Annotated in this window: 8 protein-coding genes and 3 pseudogenes; 6 read left to right on the top strand and 5 right to left on the bottom strand. The window is 68.0% G+C overall.

Translation table 11 applies throughout. The features are described 5' to 3' along the window. Positions 1 to 212: 212 nt before the first annotated feature. Together OG214_RS11675 and OG214_RS11670 are read left to right on the top strand one after the other, a co-directional pair. Positions 213 to 7496 carry a polymorphic toxin-type HINT domain-containing protein gene (locus OG214_RS11675; protein ID WP_405984692.1) on the top strand — a complete coding sequence of 2428 codons (7284 nt, stop codon included), beginning with the start codon at positions 213 to 215 and terminating at the stop codon, positions 7494 to 7496. Between the two features lie 16 nt (positions 7497 to 7512). Further along, positions 7513 to 7953, top strand: coding sequence for an SMI1/KNR4 family protein (locus tag OG214_RS11670; protein WP_405984691.1), 441 nt, complete (start codon positions 7513 to 7515; stop codon positions 7951 to 7953). Between the two features lie 86 nt (positions 7954 to 8039). Here OG214_RS11670 and OG214_RS11665 read toward each other — a convergent pair. From OG214_RS11665 to OG214_RS11655, 3 pseudogenes are all read right to left on the bottom strand, one after another. Next, positions 8040 to 9382: pseudogene (locus OG214_RS11665) on the bottom strand (tyrosine-type recombinase/integrase). Beyond that, positions 9382 to 9528, bottom strand: a pseudogene (locus tag OG214_RS11660) (helix-turn-helix domain-containing protein). The pseudogenes OG214_RS11665 and OG214_RS11660 overlap by 1 nt, the downstream one beginning before the upstream one ends. A gap of 35 nt (positions 9529 to 9563) precedes the next feature. After that, positions 9564 to 11061 (bottom strand): annotated as a pseudogene (locus OG214_RS11655) (replication initiator). A gap of 581 nt (positions 11062 to 11642) precedes the next feature. Here OG214_RS11655 and OG214_RS11650 point away from each other — a divergent pair. From OG214_RS11650 to OG214_RS11640, 3 genes are all read left to right on the top strand, one after another. After that, the gene (locus tag OG214_RS11650) at positions 11643 to 12029 is read left to right on the top strand and encodes a GntR family transcriptional regulator (protein WP_405984690.1); all 387 of its coding nucleotides are present in this window, start codon (positions 11643 to 11645) and stop codon (positions 12027 to 12029) included. Between the two features lie 68 nt (positions 12030 to 12097). Then, a complete protein-coding gene (locus tag OG214_RS11645) occupies positions 12098 to 12250 on the top strand; it encodes a hypothetical protein (RefSeq protein WP_405984689.1) in 153 nt (50 codons plus the stop codon). A 27-nt stretch (positions 12251 to 12277) separates the two neighbouring features. Then, positions 12278 to 12733: a hypothetical protein gene (locus tag OG214_RS11640; protein ID WP_388555144.1), complete on the top strand. Its 456-nt coding sequence runs from the start codon at positions 12278 to 12280 to the stop codon at positions 12731 to 12733. A gap of 925 nt (positions 12734 to 13658) precedes the next feature. On the opposite strand, the gene OG214_RS11635 is transcribed toward OG214_RS11640, so the two are convergent. Both OG214_RS11635 and OG214_RS11630 read right to left on the bottom strand, forming a co-directional pair. Beyond that, positions 13659 to 13904 (bottom strand): hypothetical protein, encoded by a 246-nt coding sequence (locus OG214_RS11635; RefSeq protein ID WP_405984688.1) that lies wholly within the window; start codon positions 13902 to 13904, stop codon positions 13659 to 13661. After that, positions 13892 to 14134, bottom strand: a complete 243-nt coding sequence (locus OG214_RS11630) for a hypothetical protein (protein ID WP_405984687.1) — start codon at positions 14132 to 14134, stop codon at positions 13892 to 13894. Before OG214_RS11630 ends, OG214_RS11635 begins: the two co-directional genes overlap by 13 nt. Positions 14135 to 14416: 282 nt before the next feature. Between OG214_RS11630 and OG214_RS11625 the strand changes: the two genes are divergently transcribed. After that, positions 14417 to 15136 (top strand): XRE family transcriptional regulator, encoded by a 720-nt coding sequence (locus tag OG214_RS11625; RefSeq protein WP_405987477.1) that lies wholly within the window; start codon positions 14417 to 14419, stop codon positions 15134 to 15136. Positions 15137 to 15138 lie beyond the last annotated feature (2 nt).

Raw genomic sequence — 15138 nt, 5'->3', positions numbered from 1 at the left:
CGATGAGTGATTGATCCGTTGCGTGGCGTGACCATCATCACTTGATCAAAAAATCCCTCGCCTTTCCTTACGAATTCCCCACAGAATCAGCGCGTCTTGCATGACGTCCCGTGCGGCCCCACCCCGGTGCCGTGCCGAATGGTCCGGGGGGATCTGGCGTGTCTCGTCTGTCTGAAGCTCGCCGTCGTCGACGCCGTGTCCGCCACACTCTGGTGCCCGCACTGGGCCTCGCTCTGCTGGTGACCCTGCTGCCCACCCAGGCGCTGGCGATTCCGCCGGGGCCCGGCCAGGACGGGCGCGAGGAACTGGTGCTGGAGGAGCTCGACCAGGACCAGCCGGTGCCGGGCAAGACCGCCGACCGGAATCTCGACAGCCTGAAGACCGAGACGCCGGAGGACTTGGCCCAGGCCCCGGCGGGTACCACCACTGTTCCGCTCGCCGACAGCGGCACTGTCACTTTCGGCTCCGGTGCGCTTCATGCCTCCGCGGGCACCGCCGCCTCCGCCCGCGCCACCGTCTTGGCCGGCGCCGTACAGGCGGCCACCACCCCGGTCGAGGACCTGCCCGTCAGCCTGGGCCAGGCGCCTGGCGAGGCGGCACCGACCGGGACCTGGCAGGTCGTGGTGGCCGGCCGGACGGACGCGGTCTCGCAGGGCGTGGACGGCGCGGTGGTCACCGTACAGGCTCCGTCCACCGGTTCGGTTCCGGTGTCGGTGCGGTTCGACTACGCCGAGTTCAAGAACCTCTACGGCGCGGACTGGGCGTCCCGTCTGCGCTTCGTCCAGTTTCCCGAGTGCTATCTGGTCACGCCCGATGTCGAGGAGTGCCAGGCGTACGAGGAACTGGAGACGGTCAACGACACCGGGACCGGAACGGTCACCGCGACGGTGGACACCGCCGCGGACGGCACCGCCACACCTGCCTCCGCGCCCTCGGCCTCCCGTGACGACGGCACCGCCGTCATGCGTGCCGATTACCACACCAAGGCGGCGGCAGCCGGTGACAGCGCGGTACTCGCCGTCACCGACTCCGGTGCGGGCAGCGGCGGTTCGTTCAAGGCGACTCCGCTGGCGTCCAGCGGTACGTGGGCGGCGGGTGGCTCCTCCGGCGCGTTCACCTGGTCGTATCCGCTGACGGTCCCGCCGACTCCGGCCGGCCCTTCCCCCAATATCTCCTTCGAGTACAACTCGCAGGCCGTGGACGGCAAGACGGCCGTCTCCTCGCCGCAGGCGTCGTGGATCGGCGAAGGCTGGGACTACGAGCCGGGTCATATCGAGCGGCGCTACCGCTCCTGCAAGGACGACACCAAGACGCTTGACGCGGGAGCGCCCAACAACACCGCGAAGAAGGACAAGACGTCCGACCTGTGCTGGGTGTCGGACAACGCGGTGATGTCGCTGAACGGCAGGACCACCGAGCTGGTCCGGGTCGGCACGAGCGATCTCTACCGTCCCAAGAATGACGACGGCACCCGAGTCGAGCGGAAGACCGGCGCCGCCAACGGTGACAACGACGGTGAGTACTGGGTGGTCACCACCACCGACGGTACGACGTACTACTACGGCCTCAACGCCGTCGGCGGTGGTCATGCCGACAGCGGTTCGGTCTCCACCGTTCCGGTTTACGGCAATCACCCCGGCGAGCCCTGCCACGCCACTGCCTTCGCCGACTCCCGGTGCGGCTCGGGCAAGCAGCAGGCGTGGCAGTGGGGCATGGACAAGGTCGTCGACGTCCATGGCAACGCGATGGTCGTCACCTGGAAGCAGGAGACTAACTACTACGCGGTCCATGAGAAGCGCAAGTCGCCGGAGCGCTACGACCGCGCCGCCTACCCCGTCTCCATCGAGTACGGGATGCGCACCACCGACCTCACCAAGCCTTCGGCCACGGTCGAGTTCGGTGTCAAGCAGCGCTGCCTGAAGGAGGGCACCGCCTGCGACGCGACGAACTTCGACAAGACCGACGACCCCGGCGCCTACCGTCCCTGGTGGGACACCCCCGGCAACCTCAACTGCAAGTCCACGTCCAAGATGTGCCCCGCCTTCCCGTCCTTCTGGACCCGGCTGCGCCTGGACACGGTGACGACGAAGGCCGCCCGCCCCGGCCAGACGGGCCTGGGCAAGGTCGACACCTACACGCTTCACCAGTCCTTCCCCGCCGACTGGTACGACACCTCTCCAGGACTGTGGCTCAATTCCCTGACCCGCACCGGGTTCGCTCCCGGCGACACCACGGGAACCGTGCAGTCCAAGGACGGCGTCAGTTTCGCCCAGTACACGGTCGGCTCGTCCTCGCCACTGAAGGCGCGGCTGATGGACCGCCAGCTTCCCAACCTGGTGCCGACCGGACCCGGTGACAGGAACCCCGGCTTCACCCGCCCGCGCATCGGTACGGTCGCCACCGAGAACGGCGGCGACATCGAGGTCGAGTACGCCGGCGGCTGCTCCGCCGAACCCGCCACCGACAAGGGCAAGGGCAACGGCACCTGCTATCCGGTGCGCTGGTCGCCGGACGGTGAGGAGAAGGTCCCGGCCAAGGCGTGGTTCAACAAGTACGTCGTCGCCTCGGTCACCGAGACCGACAAGGTCACCACACATGGCAAGCCCATCGTGACCTCGTACACGTACACGTCCCCGGCCTGGGACAAGACCGACGACGAGTTCGCCCGTCCGTCCCTGCGTACCTACAGCGTATGGCGCGGCTACCGCCAGGTCGCCACCGTCAAGGGCAGCAAGTCCACGTCCCAGCAGGGCGACCCCGAGACACAGTCGTACTCGGTCTCCCGCTATTTCCAGGGCACGGGCGGCGCGGTCAAGGACTCCAAGGGTGCGGTGGAGCTGCTGGCCGACGATGCTCCGCAGTTCGCCGGGATGGCCGCCGAGACCCTTACCTATGAACACTCCGAGGGCAAGCTCCTTCAGCGTGCTCTTGTCTTTCCCAAGTCGAAGGAGACCGCCTCCCGAGCCCGTGAGGCCGAGGACGGCACCGATCTCGACCCGCTGCTCGCCCATCGCACCTGGGTGTCGCGCACCGACGCCATCCAGACCCTCGACACCGGCTGGCGGGCGATACGGACCGAGACCACGGTCGACGACACCTACGGGCTGCCCACGCAGATCCAGATGTCGGTCGTCAGACCCCAGGGCACCGGCGAGGCCCTGAGCAACCAGGTCTGTATGCGGACCAGTTATGTCCACAACACCGCCGACTGGATCATCGGCAAGGCGAAGGACACCCGCTCCACGGCGACGCCCTGCTCCGGCTTCACCACCGCGGATCCCGCGACTCAACTGCTGAGCTCGGTGCAGACCTCGTACGACGACCAGGCCTGGGGAGCCGCTCCGACGAAGGGACTTCCGACCTCGGCGGCGGAGATCAACGGTGAGGGCACGTCCCACTCCGTGGTCACCACGACGACGTACGATCCACTGGGCCGGGTCCGGAAGGTCACCGCGCCTCTCACCGGCACCAGCGAGACGGTGTACACCCCGGACACCGGTGGTCCGGTGACGTCCGTCAAGACGATCAACGCCCTGGGGCATTCGTCCACCACGGCTTACGACCCGGGCCGCGCGCTGCCGCTGACCGTCACCGACACCAACGGCAAGGTCACGCGCACCGAGTACGACGCGCTCGGCCGTCTCGTCAAGGGCTGGTCCGCGTCGCGCTCCTCCGGTGGCAAGGACCCGGACGTCCAGATCACCTATCAGACCGCCGTCGCGACGGCCACGGAGACCAAGCCGGCCGCCGTCACCGTCAAGTCCCTCAAGGACGACGGCGGTTACAGCAGCCAGGTCACCATCTACGACGGCCTGGCACGGGAGGTGCAGACCCAGACCGAGGCCCATGGCGCGGGCCGGATCATCACCGACACCAAGTACGACGACCACGGTCTGGTGTGGGAGAAGAGCGGTGGCTATCTCGCCAGGGGCGAGCCGACCACCAAGCCGTTCGCCCGTATCTCCGAGACCTTGGTGCCGAGCAAGATCAAGACACGCTACGACGGCCTGGAACGCGTCGTGCGCACGTCCGAATATCACGGCGGCGAGTATCAGTACGCCTCGTACACCACCTACGGCGACACCTACGTCTACAACGATCCCGCCGGCGCGACCGCTCCCTCCACGGTCACAGAGACCGACGCGATGGGCCGCGTCAGCTCGATCAAGCACTACACCACCAGCGTCGGCGCCGGCTCGGGCCGGACGACGAGCTACCAGTACGACGCGCGCGGCAACCGGACCAGGGTCACCGATCCGGCGGGCAACGCCTGGAGCTACACCTACGACGTCCGTGGCCGGCTGACGAAGTCCACCGACCCGGACACCGGCACATCCCTTCTCGGCTATGACGACGCCGACCGGCAGATCAGGTCCGAGGACGCGCTGGGCAAGTCGGTCCACACCAAGTACGACGAGCTGGACCGTGTCACAGCCATCCGTGAGGGCTCGGCCACGGCCAGTCCGGTCAAGGAATTCACCTACGACACCCTGCCCGGCGCGGTCGGCCTGCCGGTCGCCTCGATCCGCCATGACGCCGGCGGCGACTACATCAACCGGATCACCGGCTACGACACCGATTACCGGCCCACCGGGCGAGAGACGGTCATCCCCGCCAATGGGATGACCGCGGGTCTGTCCGGTACGTATGCCTATTCGTACGCGTACACCCCCACCGGGAAGCCGCTGTCGGTCACTCTCCCGGCCAAGGGGGGTCTCGCGGCCGAGAAGGTCGTCACCCGTTACGACTCCGACGGTCTGGCGGAGTCCACCTCGGGCCTCGACTGGTACACCTCCGACGTCACCTTCTCCCCCTACGGCGAGCCGCTGCGGTCCGCCACCGGATCACAGCCCTCACGGGTGTGGACGACCAACTTCGTCGACCAGTACACCGGGACTCTCCAGCGCACGGTCGCGGACGGGGAGAACGTCAGCGGAACCCGGATATCGGACAGTTACTACTCCTACGACGCCTCTGGCACCATCACCTCCAACGCCCGCAAGCTCACCGACGCCACCGGCTCCACCTGGGACAACCAGTGCTACACCTACGACGCACTCGGTGAACTGGTCCACGCCTGGACCTCCAAGATCACCCCCGACGGGTCGGGAACCGGCTGCCGCTCCTCCGGTGGTACCAACTGGGGCTACCAGGAGGACGCCACGGCCTCCGGCGGGCCGGTCACCGACGCCCCCGACACGGCGGCCGACACCACCAGTCCGGACGCGGGACTGACCGCCTCCCTGGCCGCCGCGGCGCCCGCCGCCGACACGGTCTCCACCGGTACCACCGCCTACCGCCAGTCCTTCACCTTCGACTGGCTCGGCAACCGTGCCACCCTCACCGAACACGACACCGCCGACGCCACCAAGAACGTCACCTACAAATACGGCTACGGCCGCGAAGAACCGGCCGGTACCCAGCCGCACACCCTGTCCTGGGTCAGCTCCACCCCCTCGGGCAAGGGCAGCGGCTACACCAACAACGCGGTCGGCAACACAGAGGTCCGCGACCTCGCCGCCACCACCCAGCAGCTGGACTGGACGGCCGAGAACAAGCTCGCCACGATCACCGACGACGGTGTCAGGACGAGCTATGTCTACGACGCCGACGGCAACCGCATCCTGGAGAACTCGCCCACCGGATCCACCCTCTATCTGGGCGAGACCGAGCTGACCACGGACAGCACGGGCAAGATCACCCGTGCCTCCCGCGCCTACGGGCACCCGGGCGCTCCCACGGTGGTCCGTACCACCACCAACGGCGCGACCACCGGGCACAAGCTCAACGCTCTCATCGCCGACCACCTCGGCACCGCCAACACGACCGTCGAACTGAGCAGCACCCAGACGGTCACCCGACGGTCCTTCAAACCGTACGGAGAGGCCCGCGGCCCCAAGCCCTCCACCTGGCCCAACAAACGCGGCTACCTCGGCGTCGGTATCGATGACGCCGCCACGGGGCTGACCCATATCGGCGCCCGTGAGTACGACCAGGCCGCAGGCCGCTTCCTCACCGCGGACCCGGTCATCGACATCGCCGACCCGCTCCAGATGAACGGGTACGCGTACAGCAACAACAGCCCCGTCAGCAGCAGCGACCCGACCGGACTGATGCTCGCCCCCATGGGGGGCGGCGACGGAAGCGCCGGGAAGGGCGGGGGCAATGACAGCCCGCCCCCGCCGGCCTCCTCGGGCAGCTCGACCACGGTCACCTACACCACCACCAAGACCGTCACGGTGACCAAGCCGGCCCCTTGCGACTGGTGGTGCAAGGCCAAGGGCTTCGCACGGGAACATGTCACCGTCATCACCGTCGTCACCGAGGTCGTCGTGGGTGTCGGCTGCGGAATCGGGGCAGCCGCCGCCGGCGCGGCCACCGCGGGAGTCGGCGCCGTAGTCGTCGGAACGGCCTGCGGAGCCGCCGCGGGCGCGGTGGCCGGAGCCGTCGGCAACGCCCTTGATCCGAAGGCCGACCACAGCCTCGGCGGCTACATGTCCGCCTCAGGCAAGGGAGCCGCGGTCGGAGGCGTCAGCGGAATCGTCGGCCTGGGCGTGGGCAAACTCGCCGGCAAGGCCGTCGGCAAGCTCGCCCAGACCTCCGTCGGCCAGGCGATCGGCAAGAGCCTCAAAGCCGCGGCCTCCAAAGTCCTCGGCAAGGGCGGCGCGTCAGGAGCCGGGGCGACCGTTCCCAAGTGCTTCCTCGCCGGCACCCCGGTCCTTCTCGCAGACGGCACCTCGAAGAACATCGAGGACATAGAGGTCGGCGACAAGGTCCTCGCCACCAACCCGGCAACAGGCGAGACCAGCGCCCAGCCCGTCACCGAACTCCTCCCGTCCGAGGGTGAGAAGAAGCTCAACGAGCTCACCATCTCCACGGCCGACGGCAACAAAAAGATCACAGCCACGGCCGAACACCCCTTCTGGGTCCCCAAGGAAAACGCCTGGGTCAACGCGGCCGACCTCAAACCCGGCACAACCCTCAGCACCCCCGACGGCACCACCGCAAAGATCGCCGCCAACCGCGCTTACACGGACCACGTCCGCACCTACAACTTCAGCGTCGCCAAACTCCACACGTACTATGTGCTGGCCGGGACCACGCCGGTCCTCGTCCATAATGTCTGCGCCAGGCCAGAGGGATACGACGGTGCGGAAGGTTCCGGTTATGGGCCAGCTGACCCGCCGGTGCGGGTTGCAGGACCATGGGTAAAGAACGATATCGGTCGAGGAACGCGCGGGCTGCGTCCGGAAAGTCTCGGTGATCGCCTGCAGATCCATCACGCCGACCAAGAGGCGGGATCCCCGATTCATGAGTTGGATCAGGACTTCCACCTTAACGCCGACATCCATCGAAATAAGTTCAACCAGGGCGTCACCAAGAAGATGAGAAAGGAAGATACTCAGCTTCACTGGTGGTACCGATCCATGGAGCAAGGGTGGGGCAGCGCCTACGGGCCGGAGGCGTGGTTTGATAATTGGCCCACTGCGGGATGAATGAGGGGCGACATAGATGGACTTCGCTGACTTTGTGGCACTGATCGACGAAACTCGCAGGTTGCACCCATGGTGGCTTGCGGGATTTGAGCCGATGCGTGCAACAGAAGAGGACTTGGACCATGTTCGGAGGGAGCTTTCGATCTCACTCCCCGCCGACTACTTGAGGTTCATGTCGGAAATTGGAGGAGGGGCGTTCGGATTCATGGACATCTTTCCGGCGCGCTCCGACTCGCCTCAGTGTGACGATGTCGTCGCTGTGAACTCCCAGTCACGGTGTCCGGCGAACTTCTATGCATTCGCTCCAGTAGGAACTGGCGACCTGTGGGGATTTTCCCGCGATGGCGACGAGGCAATCGACGGGGTCTTCTTCCTGGATCACGAGGATGGATCGCTGACTAGCGAAGGAATGGGATTCCTAGATTTCCTCGCCGCGAACGCATTGCGGCCACGGTAGGAATTTCGGGATTTGCATGATGAAGCCCCGCCGGAGTGCTCCGGCGGGGCTTCACCGCGTCTTGACGGCAGTAGCTGACGGCAACGTCAACGGACAGGCGCTGCACAAAGCGGCGGGTCGTTGCCGTCGTCGGGCTCGACAGAGCTGTCGGCGACGTTGCCGAGTGCGTGTCCGAGAAGGTCGATGGCTTGGCGCTGGAGGCGGAGCCGGACGTGGGCGTACACGGTGGCGGTGACGCCGATGTGGGCGTGGCCCAGGAGCTCCTTGATGACGACGAGTTCGACGCCTTGTTCCAGGAGCAGGGTCGCGGTTGAGTGCCGTAGGTCGTGGAATCGGATCGCCCGCAGGCGAGAGCGGCGAAGGAGCGCGTTGAAGTGGCGGGTGAGGGTGGCGGGTTCGATGGGGTGGCCGTCCGGGCGTGTGAAGACGAGGCCGTAGTCCACCCACTCCGCGTCGGCCTGCTGCTTCTCGCGGGCCTGCCGGTTACGGTGCGCGCGGAGCGAGGCGAGGCAAGGCAAGGGGCTGGGAGGGCGATGCGGCGCTCCGAGCTGATGGTCTTGGTCGGCAGGGTGGTGAGGCCACCGGTGCGGGTGCGCTGGAGCGTGCGGCGGATGCTGGCGGTCCCGGCGTCGAGGTCGAGGTCTTCCCAGCGCAGGCCGAGGAGTTCGCCCTTGCGGAGCCCGGTGCGAAGGGCGAGCTCAAACAGAGTCTGGAAGCGGTGGCCATGGGCGGCCGTGAGGAAGTGCCGGGCTTCGTCGGCGGTGAGGGGGTCGAAGCGGCGGGGGCGCGGAGTGCCGGTGCGGACGTTACGGGCGACGTTGCGCGGGATCTCCTCCTCACGGACAGCGTGCTCCAGCGCGGACTTGAGCACGGAGTGGATGTAGGCGAGCGTCAGCGGCGAGAGGTACTTACGGCAGCACCTCCCGACGGCGCAGCAACGCGGCCGGCGGTCGGGCTGCGCGTCGGGCCTGCGCCGGGCGTCGATGCCACGAGCGCAGCACTGGCAGACGGTCCGCAGCCCGTTCAGCCAGGTGCGCACATCCTTTGCGGCGAGTTTGGCGAGCTTCTTCTTGCCCAGGCCGGGGGTGAGGTACTGGTTGACGCAGGCGGTGTAGCGGGTGTGGGTGGTCTCCCGGAGCTGGTGGATGGCGACGTTGTCCAGCCAGTACGTCAGGTAGGCGGCCAGGCTGTCCTGGGCGGAGACCACTGGGATGCCGCGGTTGCTGGCGGCGGTCTTCTCGGTGAGCTTGGCGAGTGCTTCCTTGCGGGTGATGCCGTAGACGCGGACTCGCTTGCGGGAGTCGCCCGGGGCGAGGACGTAGCCGGCGGCTTCCCAGCGGCCGTCCTTGCGCTGGTAGACGGTGCCGTCGCCGTTGGCGCGGACCCTGCGCGAGCTGGTGCCGGGAGTCGAGGTGGGGCCAGTGGTCATCAGGATGCCTCTTCGAGGTGGTGGTGGACGAGGGCGGTCAGGGCGTGGGTGGGGATGCGGCGGGCGCGGCCGATGGTGATGGAGGCGAGCTGCCGAGTGCGGATGAGGTCCTAGACGGTGGAGCGGCTGATCTTGAGCCGGGCCATGACCTCGGGGACGGTGAGGAGTTCGCTGTCGGCGGTCACGCGATCGCCTCCGTGTGGACGGGGGTGGTCAGCGGGTCGGTGGAGTGTCCGGCCCGGTCACGGGAGCGATGTGCGTGCCTGGGGCGGCTCGGCTGCTCGGGTCGCGGCCGCGGTGGGGTGGCCAGGAGGTCGGCGAGGTGGGCGAGTTCGGGCAGGAGGCCAGTTCCGGCGTACTGCCAGTGCGAGATCACCAGGGTCGTGTCCGTGCTGCCGTGTCGCCTGTTTTCCGCGCGCTGACCGGAACGGTGACCGGGGCCGGGGTCGGAGTGACCGGCGGTCAGGTCACCGCGGTCATCGCGGTCACCGTGCCGGTCAGTGACCGGCCGACCCTCACGCACCGGCCCCTGCTCGGCGGATCGGCCGACCAGAGCCGGGTCGGCTGCCGTGGAGGCGGCGGTTTCGGGTTGACGGGTGCGCCAGGCGGTGCGTTCTGCTCGGAGGTGGGTGAGGGTGGTGGAGTAGCGGCGGGTGCGGGTGGAGAAGTGGCCTCGGAATCCGAGCATGTGGGCCCACTGCCGCAGGCGGAGGTGGGTGTGCTGGGGCTGGGCGCCGAGGTGCCAGGCGGTGTGGATCATGCGGCGGGCGTGGTCGGTGAGGTCGTGCTGGGCGAGTTCGGCGAGGAAGCGCAGTCGGCGGTCGAGGGTGCCGGTGGTGGTTTCGGCGCCCTTGGTGGCGTACTTGGCGATGTAGGCAGCGACGCGCCGGTCGGTGACGGGGGCGTCGCCGGTGAAGTCGGTACTGCGGATCACGCGGACGTCAATCTGCCGCCCGAACCGGAACACCGGGGGTGCCAGTACCTGCGCCCGGTCGGCCTCCCCAGCCTTGGAGGGGCGTTGGTGCTGGACGCGGGTACGGTTGGCGGCTGCGCGGACCGCGTGGTCGAGGAGTTCGGTGGTGGCCCAGGCGGGCGGGGTGCTGGTGGGGCCGGTGGGTCCGTCGATGCGGATGACGGTGTGGAAGTGGATCTGGCCGCGCTTTTGGTATTCGGCGACCTTGGCGTAGGAGAGCGTGGCGTGGTGGCGCAGGGTGCGCTGGGTGAGTCCGGCGGCGTGGGCGATCTCGCGGCGCAGGTGGGTGGTGAAGCGGGCCCACAGGGCTGGGGCGTGGGCGTTCCACAGCACCGCGCCGGTGTAAGTCGTACCGCTGCGGGTTCAGCGGGGTGCCGAGGAGGGGGTCGCCGTCGGCGTGCCGGGTGCCGCAGGTGCAGGGGGCGGTGCCGGGTTGGTTGTGGACGGGGCCGAAGCCGGGGGCTGTGAGGGTGGCGAAGACGCGGGGGTGGGTGGAGACGCTGGTGGGGACGGTCTTGCCGCCGCGTAGTCCGGCGGCGATGAGCTGGTAGGTGTCGTAGCGGTAGAGGGTGGAGCAGGCGGGGCAGCGGGTGGTGCGGCGGTTGCCGCAGCGCACCAGGAGTTCGCCGGCGGGCAGGTGGCGGGTGTCGAGGTGGTCGAGGATCTGGCCGGTGGCGGTGTCCAGACGGGTGCGGTGTCCGGTCATGCGGATCGGGCGGGCGCAGCCGCCCAGGGAGCCGATCTGCCGGGCCAGGGGCGCGAGGTATCCGGCGGCGGCGAGCTTGGCCAGCCTGGCCGTCAACCGCGCCCGACGCTCAAGCGCCGAGCTACGGTTCGCGGACGCGTTGGCCGGGGCGGAGCGCACCGGTGTGGCGAACGTTCCCTCCACGGGAGCGGGCGTGCTTGCGGGGGAGGGGAGTTGGAGCTGTGCAGGCATGGGGGCAGACCTCCAGCAAGGGACGGGAGAGGAGGAGGGGTGACTGAGGGGCGACCCGGGTGGTCAGCGCACGAGGGCACGGTGCGCGAGTCGTCGGGTGCGGGAGGTGCGCCAGGTCATCTGCCCTGGTCAGGGGTGCTGCTCTGCGGCGGTGCGTGAAGGTAGCATCGCTTCAAGCGCGCATTCAAGTGCATCCCTCCTCATCTGTTTCGGTAGCCGGTTGGGACGCGAGTACTGTGGCCCCGGTTTCCCGTTTTGGGCAGGCCGGATTTCGGTGGTAGTGGAGCGGAGAGGGCGGGTGGCCTGCGGTGACGGTGGGGCGGCGGGGACGCAGGCCAGCGGGCGGCACGGTGCTGCTGACGTTCGAGGTCATCGCCGAGGCCCTGCGAGAGCGGATCGGCTCAGGCGGGCTGAAGCCGGGCGACGCGTTGCCGACGCAGGCAATACTGATGGGGGAGTTCGGGGCCTCCAGCCTGTCCGTGCAGAAGGCGATGGCCCTGCTGAAGCGGGACGGCTACGCGATCTCCCGCCCGGGGAAGGGCGCCTTCGTCGCCCAGCCCGACATCGACACTGACGAAGACCCCGGCAGCCTGGACGGAGGGAATGCGCCCGTCGGCGGGACGGCGGCTCGCGTCGAGGCGCTGGAGCTGGCGCTGGCCGAGACGCTTGATCAGCTCACCGCCCTGCGTGCCCGCGTAGAAGCTCTTGAGGTGGGCGTCACCGAGCGTGACCGCTGACCCGTCGGCCCCTGGAGGGCCAGGGGCTGGAGTCGTGCGTCCAGATTTTCTCTACGAGGTTTGAAGCCATGCAGAATGACATCAATGACGTCACAACGCGTTTCCCGGGAAAATACAACAATGCGATTGGCGATATGGTCGGCGCCCTGTCCGGTAATACTCAGTATCAGGCGCTGCGTACCGTCCCGCAACAAGTTCATGTGCAGTTGACCCTGTGGTGAGGGTACGAGGCGCTCCGGAGGTGGAGAATGGTGATTGATCTTGATCCCCCTCGAGGGGCAGGAGATCTGGCGATTGGCATGCCCATCGATGAGGCGGAGCGAGTCCTGCGGGAGATCCCGGGATTCATGCCGCCAGTCGCAGGGGAAGTTAGAAATAAGGGTTTTGCGCACTACGATTCGGAGTTGTCAATCTCCCTCGACTTCGATTCTCGCGGAATGGTGCGCGCGATCGAATTGTTCCGCCCCGAAGGTGATGTTCAGGTTACTTTCCGTGGCCTTTCTTTGTTCGAGGAGCCTGCAGATTTCTTGATTGCGCGGCTCTCTGAAATGTCCCGGATTGAAATTGGGGATGAAGGGCTGAATATCACGGCTCCTGATATCTTCATCGGACTCTGGAGGAGTGTGACTCCCGAAGATTCCGGTGGAGAAGAGGGGCGTTATTTTGAGTCGGTTCTGATCGCCGCTCCTGGCTACGGAACATAAAAAATTCGGCCCTGCCCTTCGATTTCTTTGGGTGGGTTGGAGTGAATGTTTTGGCCAGCAGCATTGAGATCCTCTTTGATCACTCTCGGGCCGCTGATTTGGAAGGCTGCTCGAAGGCGACTTCGCGCTCGGGTTAAATAATTGCAGGGCCTCACCGGAACAGTGTCCGGTGAGGCCCCCGGGGCGGTTGACGGCAGTAGTTGACGGCAACGTCGGCGGATGGGTGCTATACGAAGTACTGGTTCGGTTGCGTCGTCGGGCTCGTCTGCGGTGAGCAGGTCGCGGGCCTCCTCCACGGTCGGGGGATCGAAGCGGCGTGGCCTGGGGGGTGGTTCGAAGTTCCGTCGGGCGCGGTGGTGGTGGGGTTGCGTCCAAAGTTTCTCTACGAGATCGAGATCAAGGGCGCCCCGCTGACGCGGGCCGCCGGTCGGCGACCGCCGCCCGCTCCTGTCTGCCGCCCCGCTGGCGACGGCCGCCGACCACTCGGCGCGCAGAGCCCAGGGGCGTAGGCCGGACTACCAATCGGAAGCCCCGCGGTCCGACCGCTTCAGCAGCAGACCGGCCGGGCACCGGAGAGGCCGCCCGGCGCGTTCGTAGCGTGCGGCGTCGGCACCCCGGTGGAGCTGTCGTCCGGAACGCCGACCGTTGTGCCCGGCTGGGGGCCGTGACGACGGAGATAACTGGGCTGATGCCGGTGCGGGGTTGAGCGAGACACACGTGGCGGGTGATCGGTCGGCGCGCCCGCCGTCGTGGCTGACTTTCTGTGGCAGAGGCCAGAACACCCCCACAGCCATGAGCACACCACGCGCGTGGGCCCCGTCCCTGCCGGGGCTGACGAGGACGGGGGAGCCTCGATCGGCTGCGCCCGGCAGGTACGGGAGTCGGGTGGGTCAGCGTGGTGCGGCGCCGGGGCGAGCGGGGCGGGTCACGTCTGGCGCCAGGTCCGCCAGGGGCGGGTGATGATCTCCCGGTAGGTGTGGTGGGACGGGTTCTGGCCGCAGTGCCGCAGCACCCAGTCCTGCGGCACTGCGAAGTCCTCGCTCGTCGGGGACATCTCTTCGTCCACGGCGCACTGCATCGCGTACAGGACCGGCTCCGCGTCCGGTTCGCGGTCGGGCTGGAGAGTCCAGGTCTCGTAGCGCAGGACCGAGCGAGGGGTCACCGTCCCCACCCCCGGTTAGCCACGGCAACCTTCGCGCTCAACTTCTCCGTCGGAGTCGGCGTGCGTACGTCCTCGGGCGGCACGTCCCACTCCCGGCCACCGCGTGGCGGTCGAAGCTGCACGTACGGTCCTACATGCCCCATCACCACGCCCACCTTGCCGTTTCGTCGGTCGACCACCAGGGCGCCGGCATCGGGCGAGGCGGTGTGCCCGTCGGCATCAGGGGTGGGAGCCGTCATCGTGACCACCCCGGCGAGGCGGCGCGCGACCGGGCGTGCAGTCGCAGGGCGGGAGCACATGGGGTGGCGCTCATGCGCACGGTGACGCTCCTCGGCGGCGTTGATGCGTGCCCCTGGGCCTGTTGGTGCCGCAGGGTCGGCACCGATCCTCACGCCGGTCACCGGGACGGAGGAACCTCCACCAAACCCCACTTCGGGACGTCCCGCGCCGTGTAGAACGTCCCTGGTGCCGTCCTGGGACGAAGGGGGAGACTCGTGCCGAACGAGAGACTACGAGCCGTCATGGCGGCGGGAGGCTGGACGTACGCCGCACTCGCTCAGCAGGTCGAGGTCGACCCCAAGTCGGTCGAGCGCTGGGTGAACCTCGGGCGTATCCCACGTCGTGCCACCGCCCTCCAGGCGGCCAAGGCCCTGGGAGAAGACGTGCACGCACTCTGGCCGGCGCTCCGCCAGGCCCGCCCCGCCCGCGCCATCAGCCCCGAACTGGTCGCGCTCTACGAGCAGCGGGCCGACCTCCCCGTCTCGGCGTTCACCGACCTGATGGCCCAGGCACGGGAACGGATCGACATCCTCGTCTACGCGGCGGTCTTCCTCCACGAGGCGTACCCGCGGCTGAACGAACTCCTCACCGAACGCGCCGCCCAAGGCTGCACCGTCCGCATCGCGATCGGGGACCCAGACAGCGACAACGTCCAAGCCCGCGGCCAGGAAGAGCGGTTCGGCCACGGCATCGAATCCCGCTGCCGCCTCGCACTCATGCACTACAAGCCGCTCGCCGGCACCCCGGGCATCGACGTCCGCACCCACGAAACCACGCTCTACAACTCCCTCTACCGCGCCGACGACCAGCAACTCGTCAACGCCCACGTCTGGGGCGTCAACGCCTACGCCGCCCCCGTATGGCACCTTCGCCGACACGAGACAGGCGGCATGTTCGACACCTACGCCGACAGCTTCGACTCCGTGTGGACGACCGCAACCCCCGTACGAGAGGAAGGCTGACC

The sequence above is a fragment of the Streptomyces sp. NBC_00872 genome (genome assembly GCF_045161915.1).
In the GTDB taxonomy this organism is placed as follows: domain Bacteria; phylum Actinomycetota; class Actinomycetes; order Streptomycetales; family Streptomycetaceae; genus Streptomyces.
Note: the sequence above shows the minus strand (reverse complement) of the source record. Positions and strands in the feature narration are given on the sequence as shown.

Bases quoted from the DNA above. Each gene is read 5' to 3' on its own strand.
- OG214_RS11640 (WP_388555144.1), top strand. From the start codon at position 12,278: ATGGTGATTGATCTTGATCCCCCTCGAGGGGCAGGAGATCTGGCGATT.
- OG214_RS11630 (WP_405984687.1), bottom strand. From the start codon at position 14,134: ATGACGGCTCCCACCCCTGATGCCGACGGGCACACCGCCTCGCCCGAT.
- OG214_RS11670 (WP_405984691.1), top strand. From the start codon at position 7,513: ATGGACTTCGCTGACTTTGTGGCACTGATCGACGAAACTCGCAGGTTG.
- OG214_RS11625 (WP_405987477.1), top strand. From the start codon at position 14,417: ATGGCGGCGGGAGGCTGGACGTACGCCGCACTCGCTCAGCAGGTCGAG.
- OG214_RS11645 (WP_405984689.1), top strand. From the start codon at position 12,098: ATGCAGAATGACATCAATGACGTCACAACGCGTTTCCCGGGAAAATAC.